At 62.1% G+C, this 15,697-nt stretch carries 10 protein-coding genes and 1 tRNA gene; 6 read left to right on the forward strand and 5 right to left on the reverse strand.

The window, feature by feature from the left end:
- The first annotated feature begins 266 nt into the window (after nt 1-266).
- The gene (locus tag NP945_RS08020; protein ID WP_256746032.1) at nt 267-2,225 is read left to right on the forward strand and encodes an acetoacetate--CoA ligase; all 1,959 of its coding nucleotides are present in this window, start codon (nt 267-269) and stop codon (nt 2,223-2,225) included.
- A 327-nt stretch (nt 2,226-2,552) separates the two neighbouring features.
- On the opposite strand, the gene NP945_RS08025 is transcribed toward NP945_RS08020, so the two are convergent.
- Nucleotides 2,553-6,317 (reverse strand): PAS domain S-box protein, encoded by a 3,765-nt coding sequence (locus NP945_RS08025; RefSeq protein ID WP_256746033.1) that lies wholly within the window; start codon nt 6,315-6,317, stop codon nt 2,553-2,555.
- Nucleotides 6,318-6,565: 248 nt separating this feature from the next.
- Between NP945_RS08025 and NP945_RS08030 the strand changes: the two genes are divergently transcribed.
- The 5 genes from NP945_RS08030 to NP945_RS08045 all read left to right on the forward strand — a co-directional run bounded on the left by NP945_RS08030 (nt 6,566) and on the right by NP945_RS08045 (nt 10,911).
- Nucleotides 6,566-7,024 carry a phasin gene (locus NP945_RS08030; RefSeq protein ID WP_256746034.1) on the forward strand — a complete coding sequence of 153 codons (459 nt, stop codon included), beginning with the start codon at nt 6,566-6,568 and terminating at the stop codon, nt 7,022-7,024.
- 370 nt (nt 7,025-7,394) lie between these two features.
- Nucleotides 7,395-7,471, forward strand: a tRNA-His gene (locus tag NP945_RS08035).
- Nucleotides 7,472-8,056: 585 nt separating this feature from the next.
- Nucleotides 8,057-8,194, forward strand: a complete 138-nt coding sequence (locus NP945_RS31830; protein WP_306283096.1) for a hypothetical protein — start codon at nt 8,057-8,059, stop codon at nt 8,192-8,194.
- Between the two features lie 15 nt (nt 8,195-8,209).
- On the forward strand, nt 8,210-8,989 hold the full coding sequence (locus tag NP945_RS31835) for a hypothetical protein (protein ID WP_306283097.1): 780 nt from the start codon (nt 8,210-8,212) through the stop codon (nt 8,987-8,989).
- A 1,088-nt stretch (nt 8,990-10,077) separates the two neighbouring features.
- Nucleotides 10,078-10,911 carry a 3-keto-5-aminohexanoate cleavage protein gene (locus NP945_RS08045; protein WP_256746035.1) on the forward strand — a complete coding sequence of 278 codons (834 nt, stop codon included), beginning with the start codon at nt 10,078-10,080 and terminating at the stop codon, nt 10,909-10,911.
- Nucleotides 10,912-11,050: 139 nt separating this feature from the next.
- Here NP945_RS08045 and NP945_RS08050 read toward each other — a convergent pair whose 3' ends face one another.
- The 4 genes from NP945_RS08050 to NP945_RS08065 form a co-directional block, all read right to left on the reverse strand.
- On the reverse strand, nt 11,051-12,109 hold the full coding sequence (locus tag NP945_RS08050) for a 3-carboxy-cis,cis-muconate cycloisomerase (protein ID WP_256746036.1): 1,059 nt from the start codon (nt 12,107-12,109) through the stop codon (nt 11,051-11,053).
- 90 nt (nt 12,110-12,199) lie between these two features.
- Nucleotides 12,200-12,829, reverse strand: a complete 630-nt coding sequence (locus NP945_RS08055) for an alpha/beta fold hydrolase (RefSeq protein WP_256746037.1) — start codon at nt 12,827-12,829, stop codon at nt 12,200-12,202.
- 10 nt (nt 12,830-12,839) lie between these two features.
- Complete coding sequence (locus NP945_RS08060) at nt 12,840-14,741, reverse strand: bifunctional sugar phosphate isomerase/epimerase/4-hydroxyphenylpyruvate dioxygenase family protein (RefSeq protein WP_256746038.1); 1,902 nt, start codon at nt 14,739-14,741, stop codon at nt 12,840-12,842.
- An 85-nt stretch (nt 14,742-14,826) separates the two neighbouring features.
- Nucleotides 14,827-15,660, reverse strand: a complete 834-nt coding sequence (locus NP945_RS08065; RefSeq protein ID WP_256746039.1) for a cyclase family protein — start codon at nt 15,658-15,660, stop codon at nt 14,827-14,829.
- Between the last annotated feature and the right edge of the window lie 37 nt (nt 15,661-15,697).

Below are 15,697 nucleotides of genomic sequence, written 5' to 3' on the forward strand. Positions count from 1 at the left end.
ACAAATCGCCCGGCGGGTGTAACCCCGGTCGTCACCACGACCCCAGTCGTCACCACGACCCCAGTCGTCACCACGACCCCAGTCGTCACCACGACCCCCAGTCGTCACCACGACTTCAAGTTGTCACTACGACTTAGGGCTGAGGCATTTCAAGTCTTTATGGCCCGGCGATGGCATTTGCGCACATCTGGTCGCATCAGCCGAACAAAATCTTGCTCTGCTGCGCTGCGATATGCATAAGCGATGGCGACCGTGGAGGAACGATCATGGCTGCCGAACAACCGCTCTGGACCCCGACGCAAGACCAGATTGACGCAGCACCCTTGACCGCCTTCACCAGGGTCGCCGGAGTGAAAGCCGGCGTAGCGTTTTCCTCGTATTCGCAGCTTCATGCCTGGTCGGTCGAGGACCGTGAAGGGTTCTGGAGCCTGGTCTGGGATTTCTGCGGCATCGTCGGCGACAAGGGCGATAAGCTGCTCGTCGACGGCGACAAGATGCCCGGCGCTTCTTTCTTTCCCGATGCGACACTGAATTTCGCCGAGAATCTGTTGAAGAAGACCGGCTCAGGCGACGCAATCGTGTTTCGCGGCGAAGACAAGGTCGAGCGCCGGCTGTCCTGGAACGCGTTGCACGCGCTGACCTCGCGGCTGCAGCAGCTTTTCCTGTCGCTCAACGTGAAGAAGGGCGACCGCATCGCCGCCATGATGCCCAACATGCCGGAGACCGTCGCCGCCATGCTGGCCGCCGCCTCGATCGGCGCCGTCTGGTCGTCCTGTTCTCCCGATTTCGGCGAGCAGGGCGTGCTCGACAGGTTCGGCCAGATCGAGCCCGTCGTCTTCATCGCGCCGGATGGCTATTGGTACAATGGCAAGGCGATCGAAGTCGCCGACAAGATCGCCGCGGTCGCGGCCAAGCTCGGCACTGTCCGCAAGATCCTGGTCGTCGACTATCTCGGCACATCGAGCGATGTCGCCGGGACCATCGACAAGGCGGTGGCGCTGGAAGAGGCGCTGTCGCCCTTCGTCGGCAAGCCCGTTGCCTTCGAGCCGCTGCCGTTTTCGCATCCGCTCTACATCCTGTTTTCGTCGGGAACGACCGGCATTCCCAAATGCATCGTCCATTCGGCCGGCGGCACGCTGATCCAGCATGTCAAGGAACACCGGCTGCATGCCGGTCTCACAGACGGCGACCGCTTCTTCTACTTCACCACCTGCGGCTGGATGATGTGGAACTGGCTGGTGTCGGGGCTCGCTTCGGGGGCCACGTTGCTGCTCTATGACGGTTCGCCCTTCTACCCCGACGGCAGTGTGCTGTTCGATTTCGCCGATGCCGAGAAGATGACGTTCCTCGGCACCTCGGCCAAGTTCATCGATTCCGTGCGCAAGGCCGGCCTCAAGCCGATCCGCACGCATGATCTGGCCACTGTGCGGGCAATCTCCTCCACCGGCTCGCCGCTATCGCCGGAAGATTTCCGCTTCGTTTATGACGGCATCAAGAAGGACGTGCATCTGGCTTCGGTCTCCGGCGGCACCGACATCGTCTCCTGCTTCGTGCTCGGCGTGCCGACGCAGCCTGTCTGGACCGGCGAGATCCAGGGACCCGGCCTTGGCCTTGCGGTCGATGTCTGGGACGATGACGGCAGGCCGGTCCGGCAGGAGAAGGGCGAGTTGGTCTGCACCAAGGCTTTTCCGGCGATGCCGATCGGCTTCTGGAACGACCCCGAGGGCAAGAAGTACCGGGCGGCCTATTTCGAGCGCTTCGACAATGTCTGGTGTCACGGCGATTTCGCCGAATGGACCGAGCATGGCGGTCTCATCATCCATGGCCGCTCCGACGCCACGCTCAACCCGGGCGGCGTGCGCATCGGCACGGCGGAGATCTACAACCAGGTCGAACAGATGCCGGAGATTCTGGAAGCGCTGTGCATCGGCCAGGACTTCGACAACGACGTGCGCGTCATCCTGTTCGTGCGCCTGGCCGCCGGCGCGCAGCTCGACGAAAATCTGGAAAAACGCATCCGCGCCAAGATCCGCAGTGGCGCCAGTCCCCGCCATGTCCCGGCCAGGATCGTTGCCGTGTCGGATATTCCCCGCACCAAGTCGGGTAAGATCACCGAACTCGCGGTGCGCGACGTGGTGCATGGCCGCGCCATCAAGAACAAGGAAGCGCTCGCCAACCCGGAAGCGCTCGACCTGTTCAAGAACCTGCCGCAGCTGGCCGAGTGACCGCCAACGGATGTCGCTCCAGAGGAGCCACTGTTGGAGGCAACGAGATGGGTGAAAAAAGCCTTTCCAGCATGGTTAACGAAATATCACGCTAGAATTTACCTAGATTTCATGAGTGGTACACATTCGTAAATTTTCCGACGCCCCGGTAAGGAGTTGTTAAGGTCCGGCGTCGATAGTCGCAGGTAACTTGAGGGAGAAATCCCGTTCCTCAGCCCCGAGGATCCGAATTCGCTCAAGCCCCCGTTGTGACAGCAATCCCATCTCTTAAGGCGTCCTTTGGGCGCCTTTTCTTTTTATCGGGACCGAACCGCGGAGAGGGCTGACCTATTCCGCGAGCACACGGGTCGACGGAAAAGCGATCTCGACCAGAGTGCCTTCGCCCGGTGTCGAATTGATGGTGAACCGGGCACGGTTGGCTTCCACCATCGCTTTGGTCAACGGCAGTCCAAGCCCGGTACCGTCACCGCGTCCGCGCTTCAGCGCGTTGATCTGCTTGAACGGCTTCAGCGCCTGCTCGATCTCGGCATGGCTCATGCCGATGCCGGTGTCGCGCACCCGCATGACGACGTCGCCCGAGGTCTCATAGGCGGTCGAGACGATCACCTGGCCGCCGGCCTGAGTGTAGCGGATGGCATTCGACAGGATGTTGAGCGCGATCTGGCGCACGCTGCGCAGGTCGGCCACCACTTCCGGCAGCCGCGAAGCGAAGCTGGAGCGGATGATGACCCGTTCGCGGTTGGCCTGCGGCTGCATCATCGCCACCGTCTCGGCCAGCGTGTCGTTGAGCGACACCGCTTCATAGGCCATCTCCTGCTGGCCGGCCTCGATCTTGGAGATGTCGAGCAGGTCGTTGACCAGATCGAGCACATGATTGCCCGAGCGGTTGATATCGCGCAGATAGTCGCGGTAGCGATCGTTGGCGACAGGTCCGAACTTCTCGTCGACCATCAATTCCGAAAAACCGATGATGGCATTGAGCGGGGTGCGGATCTCGTGGCTGATGCGGGCCAGGAAATCGGTCTTCTGCGAGGACGCGCGCTCGGCCACCGCACGTGCCTGCGTCAAGTCCTCTTCGGCCCGCTTCCACTGCGTGATGTCGCGAACGACGGCGCAGAAGCCGCTGTCGTTGGGCAGCCGACCGATGGTCATGAACAGCGGAATGAAGCGGCCTTGCGACTCGCGCCCGATCACCTCGCGGCCGTCGTTCATGACACTCGCCACGCCGGGTTCGGACAGTCCGTTGAGATAGTCGCGCGCCGCGCGCTGGCTTTCGATCGCAAACAGCGAGGCGAACGGCTTGCCGGTCACATCGTCGCTGTCGAAGCCGAACAGCGCTTCCGCAGGCCGGCTAATCGATCGGATGGTGCCGTCACGGCCGATCAACACGACGCCGTCGGTGGCGGTGTCGATAATGGTGCGCATCTCGGCGATGCGCGCCTTGAGTTCGGAAATATCCGGCTGCGTCTGCTCGTCGCCAACCACATGCAGGCTCGCCGGCGCATCATCCTCGCCGGAGCGTCGCACGACCAGCATCAGCGCCTTGCCGTCGCGCCAGGGGACCGAGCGCAAAATGGCCTCGATCGGGAATTCCTGTCCGTCACGCGTTTTCAGCCGCAGCGCGCGATCGGTGCCGTCGGAAACGCCGTCGTCGGCATAGGGGTCGGCAAACAACGCGCCGAGGCCGCCGGCATCCGCCAGATCGTCAAGCGCCTCGTAACCCGTCAGGCTGAGGAATTCCTCATTCGCATAGTGCAACCGGTCCCCGGAATGGATGAGCAGCGGCACGGGCAGCTTGCCGAGCAGCGACGTGTCCGGAGCCTTGTGTTCATCTCCGGCGGAAAACGCCGACGGCACGAACCCTTCGGCCTTGAGCGGCGGAACCTGCAGGCGAGGGCGCTCGAGGGGTATTTCCGCAGCGTCGCCTGCGGTTTCCTCGGCAACCGTCTGCTCGTCGGGCGACGCGGCTTCCTCGTCGGGCTGCGCCCAATCCTCATTGTCTTCGGCATCGCGAAAATCCGCCGACGTCATGCTGTCGTCATCGAGGCTATCATGTGTCGCGTCAGTGGCTTCAGGCTCTTCGCCGGGCGAAACGGCAGCTGTGTTCTCAGGTTCCGCTGCCACGGGGCCACGTTCGTCATCTTGGCCGGCATAGTCGAGCAACGAGCCCGTCACATTCACCCCCGAGCGGGCGTCACGAGGGGCTTCGTCCGCGTGACCGTCAAGCCGTGCCAGATCCCGCTCGTCTTCGGCATCGACATCGGATGCCTCGACCGGTTCGTTCTCCGGCCCTGACGCAGGGATGCCGTCGGTGCGCATCGGGTCGTCGGACGCATTGACCGGAGCCTCGGTCTCCGCTGCCGATGCCTCCACAGTCTCGGTCTCTGGCGGCCCGACCGGAGCGCTATCCTTCTTCAGCCGCTCGCCGATTTCGCGGAACGCGCTGCGTTCCAGGGTCGACAGGCCCTTGTCGTTGGCAGGCTGGCGATGTTCGGCGAGCCGGATCACCTTATCGGCAAAGCGCCGCTCCTGTTTCGGCACGATGGTCAACGCCGGCACCTCGCCCTTGAACGGATCCGATGCCTGCGTGTCCTCGGTCTTGGGCTCTTCGGCGTTCGGCTGTTCGGGCGCGGGTTGGATGACTTGCGGTTCCGGCGTTGCCGGCGCCTGGCTATTGGGCACCAGCGCCATGCCGATGGCCTCCGGATCGACGACCGCGTCGCTGGCGCGGGCGACGCCGAAGCCGCGGAAACCCTCGAAGGCGCGGCTGCGGCCATAGACAGGCAGCGCCGCCAGGTCGACCGGTATCTTCAGATCGGTGCCGACGACCGGCCACAGCACGGAGCGCCCGGACCAGGTATCGCGCCGTTCGAGGAGCCCTGATATCTCGCCGGAGGGGTCGAGGCCGAATGTAGCGGCGACATCCCTGAAGCGGCGGCCGATCACGTCGGCCGCCGGCTTGCCGACGATGTCGGCGAATTCCGGCGACAGCGCGCTGAACTTGCCTTCGGCATCGGTGCGCCAGACGAAGCGCACCGGCGCCGCTGCGCGGTCTATCGCCGAGACGGTCGTCGGCGTGGCCGTGGACTGGACTTCCAGGGCGGCCGGCTCTTGAGGCGCTTCAGGTCCGGACGCGGCAGGTCGCGGCGCCTGTTGCCCTCCGTCTTCGCCGGCGTTGAAGTACCAATGGTCGTGCTGCGCGGGCATGCGCTCTGCTGCCGGCTGATCGCTGTTGGCCGCCGTCGGCGCCTGTCCGATCGCATCGGCGATCTCATGCTGCTGCGATGCGGCGATGTCGCCGGCCGGCTGCGAGGCGCTCGGTTCGTTGGTCGGTGCCTCGCGACCCTGTTCCGGCTGGGAAGCCGCGTCGCCAGCGGGTGCCGCCTCGGCAATGATTTGCGTAGGATGTTCGCCCGCAGGGGCTGTGTCGTCGAGCTGGTCCTCGTCGATCACCACCAGCAGATGCCGCTCCTCGGTCAATCTTGCCAGCCCTGCCGGGTAGGAGGCCGTGCCGCCGGGGACAAGGCGCTTGACGATGCGGTCGCTCTCGGCTGCGACGTCGGCGACCAGTGCCGCCAGCGTCTCCGGCAGGATGCCCAGTGCCGAAAATCCTTCCGAGGCCGCCTCGACGTTGCCCCCGGCATCGACAAAGGCGATGAAATGACCATCCTCGGTGAGGCCGCTAATGGCGCGCGCGGCGATTTCGCTGGCACTGCGTGACCCGGTCTGAGCCGCCGACACTGCCAGCATGATCGCCTTTTCGGCGTCCGGCATGGTCACCGCACTGGCCAGGAAGCCGACGGCGCGGCTGGTCATGCCGGTCGCCAGCCGCACCATGATGGCGCGGTCACTGCCAATCTCGGGAAATCCGCTGGTCGCCATGATCTGGCGCCTGGCGATCACGGGCAACTGCGCCGAGGCGCCGATGATCGCCTCGATGTCGGGATAACCGAACATCGCGGCTCCTGGCCCGTTGGCCCAGATCACCTGCTCCAGATCCGCCGACAGGATCGCGATCGCGTCGCCTGCCGCAAAGCGCTGGCGGACCGCGTCGAGCACGGCGACATCGAGGAAGGAATATTCGGACGGCATGCGCTTGGCGGACCTCACGGAGCGGCGATTTTGCAGTTAACGCTTTGTTAATAAAAGCCGGAGGCGCGAAGGTCCACAAGCCAGAACGTGCAAAGGCTGGAATCTGGGCTCTTGGTTAACGGCCCAAAAGAAATTTATGGTGCACTGCAACAAAGATATTGCAATGCACAAAATTTGCCTTTATATTGCCATCATACAGGAACGAGACGGCTTTCTGTCAAAGCCGCTGCCGCTGAAAAGGATGGAAAATGTCCAGGACCAAGACCGCCGAGACGATCGAAAACGTTGAATTCCCGAGCTTCGACGCTTCCAAGGCCACCGACCAGATGCGCGCCTTCGCCGAAAAGGGCGTTGAGCAGTCGAAAGAGGCCTATGCCAAGCTGAAGACCGGCGCCGAGGAGACCCAGAAGGCTCTGGAGTCGACCTACGAGAGCGCCAAGACCGTTTCCAACGACCTGTCGCTCAAGACCATCTCCGCTTTGCGTGCCAATGCCGAGGCCGGCTTTTCCCACCTCGAAGCCCTGATCGGCGCCAAGTCGCTGTCGGAAGTCGTCGAGCTGCAGACCGCCTTCCTGCGCAAGCGCGTCGAATCGACCGTCGAGCAGGCCAAGGACTTCCAGGCCGTTGCCTCCAAGGCGGCCGAGGACGTCTCCAAGCCGATCAAGACCGCCTTCGAGAAGGCGATGAAGGAAATCAAGGTTGCCTAACATTTGCGCATGATCTGAAGATGCAACAAAAGGTCGCATTTTCTTAAAAACGATCAGGTGTATGATAGCAGCCATCAAGGAATACCCGGTGAGTGGAACCTCCTCCCTCTGCTCCCCGGGGTGACCAGCCAGCACCTCCTCCCGCTGGCTCGTAACAGGAAAAGGCCGGCACCTCCTCCCGCCGGCCTTTTTCTTTGTCCGTCGCCCGGCCCTTGCCTGCGCCTTCTTGCTGGGCAAATGCCGCGTCGATGTGGGGAAGTGACCTTTGCTTTCCAAAAGCCTTGAATTAGAATCCATAAGCCCGTAAGGACGCATCGCCGAACGACAGAGCGGGCGGATGAGTTTCTGTTTCGATCCGCTCAGGCAACGTGCCGTTGTAGCTCAGATGGTTAGAGCGCCGGATTGTGGATCCGGAGGTCGCTGGTTCGATCCCAGCCAACGGTACCATCGGCTTTCCTCGCTAAGCTATTGAATTTACTACAGAAGTTTCGACAGCTAGTGATTAGCCCTGCGGCTATTTCCGATTTTGTGTTACCTAATGTGTTACTTATTGTGATACAAATGGTGCATCAGAGACGTGGGAAGACGACGCGAAGAGCATGATCCTGACCGCTTCCTGCAACTGAGGGGCGATCATTTCCACTACTACCGCCGGGTGCCCAGAGAGGTTAGGGACCTCGACGAGCGTGGCGTGTTCGTGCGCCGCGCCCTCGACACCACTGACCGCATAAAGGCGCGCACCGCCCGGGATCTCCACGAGGCCGCCGATAGCGCGCCGAGTCGCTGGGGTTCATCTATCGGCCACTCGCCGAGATCCTGGTCGCCGAGCCGCTCGATACGATCCTGCAGCGGGTCGAGAGCACAATAGGCGAGTCTCCCAGATCACCATCTGTCGACGCAGTCGGTGGCGCGGTCGCCCGCCCTCACGACAAGATATCGGAAGCGCTGAAGCTGTATTTCAACGAGATTGCCCGCGACGAAATCCGCACAAAAAGCCCTGATCAGAAGAAGCGCTGGAAGGCAAAGCGCGAAATGAGCGTCGACGTGTTTATCGGCCTGGTCGGCGACAAGCCAATGAGTGAGATCACGCGTGATGACGCGCGAGTGGTACACAAATATTGGCTGGATCGAATTGCGCCGGAGAAAGGGAGAGCGGATCGTTCAGCGTAGACAGGCAACCGAAACATGGGCAATCTTCGAACCCTCTACGCCGACTACTTTCGCCATCTCGGTTTCCCCGAACAAAAGAACCCGTTCGCCGATCTGTCATTCGCCGACAAGTCGAAACGCAGTCGACCGCCGTTCCCGACCGACTGGATTCGAGACAAGATATTTGCGCCTGGCGCGCTTGCGGCACTCAATGATGAGGCCCGGGGAATCGTGCTTGCCTTCGCTGAGACAGGAGCCCGGCCGAGCGAACTCGCGAACCTGCATGCCGGTGTCATCCATGTTGACCACGAGGTGCCGCACATTTCAGTCGAGCCGCGCGACGATCCCGACGATCCAAGAGAGATCAAGATCGCCTCGTCGGTGCGCAAGGTGCCGCTGGTCGGCGTGGCGCTTGAGGTGTTCAAAAAGCATCCCAAGGGCTTCCCACGGTACAAGGATCGCGAGGCGTCGCTGTCAGCCCTGCTCAACAAGCACTTCAAGAGCTACAGTTTGTTCCCGACCGACAGTCACACCGTCTATTCACTGCGCCATTCATTCGAAGACCGCATGAAGAACGGTAGGCTGGACGAGGAGCTTCGGCGCATGCTGATGGGCCACACGATCGACCGTCCGAAATACGGCGAGGGCGGCGACATGAAGATGTGGCAAGAGGAACTTATGAAGATCGTGTTGCCGTTCGATCCTGGGATCGGTTGCCGTTCGATCCTGGGATCGTATGACACGCCGGCGCACTGCCGCGAGGCGTTCCTCCTTCGCTCGATGATCCTGCAGGGCGCGTTCCAAATGGTCGTATAGCGGGAGCCATGCCTCACCATGGTCGCCTCGCGCCACGATGATCTCGGCGACGCGGTCGAGCGCTCGTTCGATACGCTCTGCGGTGATCAGCCGAGGCGCGGGCGAGTACCGCTTCACGGCTACGGCTCTCTGCATGTCCATGAACTCGGCATGCCTTTATGCGTAGACGGACTTTGATTGGAGGAGGGAAGGGGTGCCTTCGGTTCAGGCGGTAAATTGCGGCCGCGACCTGTAAATAGGAGTTGCTACGGGTTACGCCGGTCGGGGGTTGGTAGCGAGAGCGCGCTACATCGCGAGACCCACTATCGAACAGGCATTTTTCTCCTATCGACGGCACGCGGTTTAGTCGAAATTTAGCCGATGCCTCTGAAGAGAGAGGCCACATCTTTCTTCTGGGAAGAAGACCATACGAAAGGCCAGATACTGAGATATTCTTGCCTGACGCTGATACAGTGGTCGTGTCGACATCGCATCTTCTGCGTACTTCCCCGTGGCCATCGCAGCCGGCAGCATCGGGTTTGTGCGGTGCCAGATCGAAGTCCTCCGATCCGGCCAGTGTCCCCACATGTTGAGTTGGCCCAGAGCATCGAACAGCCCGAGGTACTGTTTAGAGCTCACCCCAATCCACATCCGTCGCGATCGGACAACCAAGCGTCACAACGCGAGTGAATGTCTGGAATGCGCCGCATTTCGGCCGTTTAGGCCGCCTTGAGGCTGTCGTGAAAGCTGCCGGTGACCTGCAGCATGCAGCGTGGGGCAGGCATGGCCGGCCTAGGGCGCGGTCATCGGAGCTCCGCACCGGAGTCACGAGGAGGAGATCAAGGCCGTCGTCGTCAAAGAAGACCGGCGACACGTAGACCGAGGGCGAGCTGATCACCTGGCGGACGGGAGCAGTTCGGCGAAACTTGAGCTTGCTCGTGAACAGCAGGGTTTCAGGTCAACGTCGGAGGAAAGCGCAGCGAACGGCCTTTAGTGTGGGTATGCGACGCTGCACAACCATCATGTAGAAGTGCTTGGAGGAAATCGCGTTTCGATGAACAATCGCAGGCACCCTCAAGGGACCTACAAGATCGACGAAGAGCCTATCCATGCCGGAATCATGCATTATCGCGGTGGCGATCACCGGTTCGCTTCCCCGCAAGGAAGACAACCCAGCGCTGCCGATAAGTGCGTCAGAGCAAATCGAATCGACGCACCAAGCCTTCGAGGCCGGTGCGTCGCTGGTGCATATTCATGTCCGCAATGACGATCAGTCGTCCTCGTCCGATCCGAAGCGCTTCGCTGCCGTCCAGGAGGGCCTGCGCCGGCACTGCCCCGGCATGATCGTGCAGTTCTCGACCGGGGGGCGCGGCCGCGATCCGTCCGCGCGGGGCTCTTCGCTCTACCTCAAGCCCGACATGGCTTCGCTTTCGACCGGATCTGTCAACTTCCCCCTCATCGTCTACGAGAACCATCCGGCACTGGTTGACGAGCTTGCGTCGAAGATGAAGGCTAATGGGATTCTACCGGAGATCGAGATCTTCGATCTATCCCATCTTCATGCAGCCCGCAGGCTGGCCGATCTCGACCTGATCGGTGAGCGGCCACATATTCAGTTCGTGTTGGGCGTTCAGAATGCGATGCCGGCGGAAGAACGCCTGCTGGATATCATGCTCAGCGAAGCAAAGACGTTGTTTCCTCGTTGCACCTGGACCGCTGCCGGCATCGGTCGCAACCAAAGTTTGGTCATGCGCTGGGCACTCGCGCGCTCCGCGGACGGCGTGCGCACCGGCATGGAGGACAACATCCGAATTACAAAAGAACGCCTCGCCAGTTCGAATGCGGAGCTGGTCGAATGCGCCGTCGCAGCCATCTTCGAACAAGGTCGGCGTGTCGCTTCCACGACCGAGGCTCGCACAAGGTTCGGTCTGGCGCCGAGCTGAAGCATGTCGCGTTTGGTGCGATTTGAGTTGCGCAGCCGAGTATAGCGTTTCGGAACAGCGCTTCAACGCCACCGCGGCGGCCCAATTCCGGGGATCGCCGCATTTCGTGAACGACTTATTGTGCCCGATTTGCTCTTCACTATGGTTGGAAGTGGATTTGGCTTGTGAGGCGTGTCGCAAGCCTAAGACTTGCGCCTGTCGTAACTATGATTTGCGGCAGCGTCAGCCATTCGAGGGTCCAGGCAGCGCCGGACCGCTCGTTCTCGTGCACGATGGACTGATGCAGCGTGCCGACTAGGCCAGCATTGTAGCGGGCCAATGCCACCAGCACTTCGGCGTTCACCGGGTTGGACTTGTGCGCCATGGCGGAGGACCCGCCGCCGGCGGAGAGTTTGATCGAGGCGACTTCGGTCTGGGCCATCAGCGCCACGTCAGCGCCGATCTTGCCCAGCGATCCTGTTATCAACGAGAGCAGCGATCCGAAGGCCACGATCGGATCACGGGTTGCATGCCATGGTTCCGCAATGCCAAGGTCGAGCAGCCGAGCCAGTCCTCGGGCAACCTGAACGCCCTTCCCGCTGAAAGTCGATCGGTCGCCGATCGGTCCGCCGAGTTGGACCACCAGCAACTGGCGCCGAATGCCGGACAGTGACGCATGATGTCGGCCGAGCGGTTCCAACCAGGTCCTGAGCTTTTCGGCGACGGTAAAAGGCAGTGCCGCTTGCATTTGGGTGTGGGCCATCAGCGGCATCGCGGCGGAAGCTGCTGAGAGCGCGGCGAGGGCCGACTGCAGCTCGGCGATCCGATCGAGAAACAGGGCGACGATCCTGGCCAATTGTAGCACCAGCGCCGTGTCGATAACATCCTGGCTCGTCGCGCCGTGATGGACGAACTGACCGTGGGGTTCGCCGACCGCGGTGCGCAACTGACGCACCAGCGCCGGCACGACCACACCATCCTGCGCGAGGCCGGCCGCAAGGTCATCCCAATCGACGGTGAACCTGTCGATAGCCGAGGCAATCGCCGCTGCAGCATCGTTTCCGATCAGCCCGGCATCGGCTTCGGCCTCCGCAAGGGCGCGCTCGAAGGCGAGCATGGCTGCGAGTTGTGCCTCGTCGCCGAGCAGCGCTTCGGTCCCGTCGTCGCCAACAAGCGCGTCTAGCAATCGGCGCCGAGGCGCGTGCATCGATGGCTTCATTCAGGTGATCTCCTGACGCAGGCCGACATCGATACAAATGGCGGAGCACTTAACCGCATCAACGGAATGGAAAGGGCCCAGCACATCGTCTTAGATGTCGAAGAAGACTGTTTCGTCGCCGCCTTGAAGGCGGATGTCGAATGTGTAAACAGCCTTGCCGTCCGCGTCGGAGCGGGCCGCGATCAGGGTCTTGCGGCGGCGCACGTCCATGATCCGATTGAGCACGAAGTCCATCTCGTTGGCCTCGGCTTCATCCTCGAACCAGCGTTCCATGACGGAATCGGCAATGGCGATGGTGCCGCCGGCCATCACCGCCCTGATCCGGTCGTCCCAGAAACTGGCGGTACCGATCTTTGCCGCCGTATGGCAAAGGACCAGCGCGCGTACGCGGGCGCCGTGGCGGACAGCCGCTCCCTGCGCAATCAGACCGCCGACTGATACGCCGGCCAGGGCGAAGTCGCCGATACCGAGAAAATCCGCGAGACCGAAGAGATCATCGAGATGATCTTCGAGCCGATAGGGGCCGCTTACGGCATCGGACAGCCCGTGGCCCCGCTTGTCGTAGGACATCACGCAATAGCGGCCGGCAAGCATCGCGATGAAATCGTCCCAGATGCGGGCGTCGGTACCCAGCGAATTGACGAGCACGAGCGGCGGTGCGGCCGACGGCCCGTCGATGCGATAGTGCAGCGTGACGCCCTTGATGCTAGCGAAATTCATAATGGGACCATCACAGGCGCAAATCGTGGGGCATGCCCTTCGGCCGCAGATGCCGTTTCTGGGCCGCGATGCGGAACGGCGCGTTGGGCGCGCCGTAGCCCTTGTAGCCGCTTCGGCGTTCCACCACCTCGACGATGAAGCCTTCGCCGAAGGTCGGCGCGTAGAGCTGGAAGAACTCGCCGTTGTCGTCGCGGTCGTAGAGGATGTTTTCGGCGCGCAACCGGTCGGCGAGATCCGGTTCGAGCCCGAACCGCGCTTCGACGTCGTCGTAGTAATTGGATGAGATGGCGAGCGGCGTGAAGCCGTTTCGTCTCAGCGCCGCCGCGGTGGCAAAGATATCGCCCGTCTGAAACGCCAAATGCTGCACGGCCGGGCCGAAACTTTCGGCGATGAAGCGCCCGGCCAGCGTCTGCCGGTTCTCGGCCCCGTTCAATGTCAGCCTCAACTGGCCGTCGTGACTTTCGATCGCCTGGCTTCTCACAATGCCGGACGGATCAATGACGTCCACCATCGGCGTCTTCCTAGTCTGGAATATCGATGTATAGAAGAGCAGCCAAGTCAGCATTTCGCCGTAGTCCATCGTCTGGCCGACATGGTCGATTAGGGTCAGGCCGGCAGGCCCGCATGGGCTGGTGTCCTCGACCGGCAGGAACTCGACGTCCCAGACTCTGGCGAGTGTCGACGTGCCGTCGATGAAGTAGACGACGCCGCCGCCGACCCCGCGTATTGCCGGAATCTGCAGTTCGCCCGGTCCTACCGCCTGCTCGAACAGCTCGGCGCCGAGCGCCCGTGCGCGTTTGACCGTCGCCTTCGCGTCCTCGACCTTGAGGCCGATGGCGTAGACAGACGTCCCGTGGACCAAGAATGAGGAGTGAGCCAGACCCTCGCGCTCGGTGTTGACGACGACGTTGATCTCGCCCTGCCGAAAGAGGCTGACATCCTTCGACACATGCCGTCCCGCCAATTTGAAGCCCAGGGTGTGCAGAAGCGCTGCTAACGCGGCGGCGCCAGCGGCGTCGGCCGCGAATTCGACGAACGCCACGCCCGCGACGCCGACCCGGCCCGGCATCTCTGGCATCTCGAGCGCTAGCCCGGGTTCGTCGCGCCGCACCTGATCCATCAGCGCAAGCAGCGACCGGCGGCCGTCGACCGCGATGGATTTCGGCGAGCCCCCGCGGAACATGTCGTTGAATATCTCTAGCGAGAGATAGCCGTCATAGCCCGTCGCGGCGACCGCGCCGACGAAAGCCTTGACCGGCAGGTCGCCCTCCCCCGGCATGTTGCGGAAATGCCGGCTCCAGTAGAGCAGGTCCATCTCGATCAGCGGCGCGTCGGCCAGTTGCACGATGAAGATCTTGTCCTTCGGGATCGAGCGGATCGAGCCAACGTCAATCTTCCGTGCCAGCGTGTGAAACGAGTCGAGAATAATCCCGACATTGGGATGGTCGGCGCGGCGAACGATCTCCCAGGCGTCACGATGATCGTTGATGTGCCTTCCCCACGCCAGTGCCTCGTAGCCGACTCGCAAGCCACGCCTTGCCGCACGCTCGCCGAGTTCCCGGAAATCCGCCGCCGCGCGGTCGATGCCGCCGAGCGCCACCGGCGAGACGCTGGAACAGATCAGCATCAGATCGGTGCCAAGCTCCTGCATGACGTCGAATTTGCGCTCGGCGCGATCAAACGCTCGACCGCGCTGCGGCTCCGGCAGACCCTCGAAATCGCGGAAGGGCTGGAACAGCGTGATGGCGAGCCCGGCATCGCGCGCCATATTGCCGACATCGGCGGGCGAGCCGTCGAAACCCAGGAAATCGTTTTCGAAGATCTCGACGCCGTCGAAGCCGGCGGCGGCGATCGCGGCGAGCTTCTCGGGGAAGTCGCCGCTGATCGAGACCGTGGCGATCGAGGTTTTCATCTCTTTGCGGACCTGCGCTGGAAGACCCTCCACCCGAAAGGATCGAGGGAGAAAACGACATTCTCGAAGCTATCTTGTTGCGGCTTCATAGGAGCGCGATCACCCGGGTAGGACCGCCGGTGGCGCCCTTCACCTTTGGGATGCCGAGGAAGAGACGCGCTCCGGATTCCGGAATCGCATCGAGATTCGCCAGGCATTCCACGCCCCAGCGGCCGCTTCCCAGCCATTCGTAGTGAACTGGGAACGCTCCGCCCGAATTCAGCCCGGTATCGAGCGACAGCGTGTCGACACCGATGCCTTTCACCTTGCGTTCGTTGATCAGCATCTGTGCCGTTTCAACGTGGAAGCCGGGTGTGTGATTCTTCTTCTGGTCGTCGTTGCCGGTGAATTTCGGATCGCCGACCAGTCTGTGCCAGCCGGAATTCATGACGACGCAGCATCCCTCCGGCAGCGGACCATTTTTCGATTCCCACGCCTTGACGTCATCTGGCGTCAGCGACGTGTCGACATTGTCGGCGGCGCGGGCGGCAATGTTGATGACGGCGACCGGAACGATGAGGTCCGAGATCGGGATCAAGTCGGCCGTCAAGCCGTCGGCGGAGAAATGGATCGGCGCGTCCATATGCGTGCCGCTGTGCTCGACGATCGTCCAGCGATTGAGGTTGACCTTGTCCTTGGCGAACGTGACGAGCTGTTCGACAGTGAACCATTTTTCGCCGCTAAACGTTGGAAACCCCTCATAGAGGGCGTGCGACAGATCGACCGTATCAGTGAAACTCGTGGTCGCGGCCTGGGCAGGCTTTGCGATCGGAAACGCGGTGGCCGCGGCCGCGCCGACGCCAAGTGCGAATCCCGCTTTCAGCAACCCCCTGCGGGTGGCCTTCTCGCAGATCGAATGCAGACATCCTGGTGGGCACATGTATCGTTCCTTCCCTCTCGATGTTTTTGAAGCTTGT

The organism is Mesorhizobium sp. LMG17149 (assembly GCF_024518695.1).
In the GTDB taxonomy this organism is placed as follows: domain Bacteria; phylum Pseudomonadota; class Alphaproteobacteria; order Rhizobiales; family Rhizobiaceae; genus Mesorhizobium.